At 30.3% G+C, this 1,527-nt stretch carries 1 protein-coding gene; it reads right to left on the bottom strand.

The window, feature by feature from the left end; translation table 11 throughout:
• Nucleotides 1-344: 344 nt before the first annotated feature.
• Nucleotides 345-890 (bottom strand): hypothetical protein, encoded by a 546-nt coding sequence (locus tag A5844_RS07925; RefSeq protein WP_086284655.1) that lies wholly within the window; start codon nt 888-890, stop codon nt 345-347.
• Between the last annotated feature and the right edge of the window lie 637 nt (nt 891-1,527).

The raw sequence follows: 1,527 nt of genomic DNA, 5'->3' as shown, positions 1-1,527 counted from the left end.
CAATCCAATCGTTACTTTTGTTGATGTTTTCATAATTATCAGCTCCTTTTATCTATCTTTAATGATAGCACAGACAGAAAAATAAGCGAACTAATTCACTTATGTGGAAAAGAACTCAATGAAGTAGAGATAGATTCCTCTATCCTTTTCTAAAAAACAAATATAAACAAAAAAGCTCCTGATTATTAAATTTAATTCCAAAAAGACAGGATTCTGTTTTTTGAAGTTTAACCTTAACACCAGAAGCTAAACTCTATTACCACATCTTCAATATGTAAAGAATAATAGGAGTTTACTATTTATAACCTATCTTGGATGCTGATTCAATTCTAGCTAATTTATATTTAGTTGTTTGACACATACTTAATATTGGTCAACATTTCCGGCAGATCTTCTTCTAATTCTGCTAGTTTGTTCCAGATTAAAGTCATTGTTTCAAAAAATTCTTTTGACGATTTATCAGAATTCAAACTACCTAATGCATTTAGCCAAAGAAGTTCTAGTAAATATGCTTCTTTGATTCCTGTATGTTCTCGCACAAATTCTGAAAAAGTACGTTTAAATAAAGAAGCCATATCAAGTTCAGACTTGATGACGACCCCTCGTATACTTTCGTGAATCGAGAAAAATTCCTTTAATAGATGAACAATGCTAAAAAAATCATCGATTACATATTCTGCCAAATATCGGTCAAAACATATAATGATCTCCTCGATTATTTTTTCCTTCAATATACGGATCGATTTAAAATGTGCATAAATTGGATATGTAGAACAACCACAAAACGAAGCTAAACTTCTTGCTGTAATTGCTGATAGTCCATTTTCTTCAGCATACACCATACTTTTAAATAGTAAATACTCTTTACTAAAATTCGTCACTCTTCCCACGAAACCACCTATCCTTTCCAATTGCTTTTTGGTATCCGTTAATGATTCTTTGCTGATTTTCCCACTTATAGTACGTATTATAATTAGAAAAAAATATGTAAACCATGAAGCAACAAGTTTTCTTGAACCTCTCATGACTAAAGTCACGAAATTCTTGGGAATAGAGCATACTTGCAAGCCTTTTTTCACTCACAGTGATTCCTCTTTTTTACCAAGCTATCTCCGTAGTTCTCACGGTTTTTGATGCTATCCAAAACTATGCCACAAGCCGAGATGATTTATCTACATGACTAAAGTTTCGAGTATTCTCGGCTAACTGATAAAAAAATAACATCAATAACATATTTAGGGGGGATAAATATGTCTATTTGTAATAGAATTCTGATTTATCTACCTATTTCTATTAAAAAAAAATCCAAGAAATAACATTAGTCATCATCAAGTATTATTATTTATCTATTTTTTTCTTTATTTAAAAGTTTCAAACTTGACAAAATTTGCTAAGAAATAAACAATAGAATAAACAATAAATCCATACCTTTTAAAATAACAAGTTATATAATCAAATTCCATTACTATGTGAGAATAGCATACATTGAAAACACTTTCCACTCACATTTTATGTCCCCCCCTATAC

Source organism: Candidatus Enterococcus wittei (assembly GCF_002140175.1).
GTDB lineage: Bacteria > Bacillota > Bacilli > Lactobacillales > Enterococcaceae > Enterococcus_B > Enterococcus_B wittei.
The sequence above is the reverse complement of the archived record's forward strand: the minus strand, read 5'-3'. Positions and strand labels throughout refer to the sequence as shown.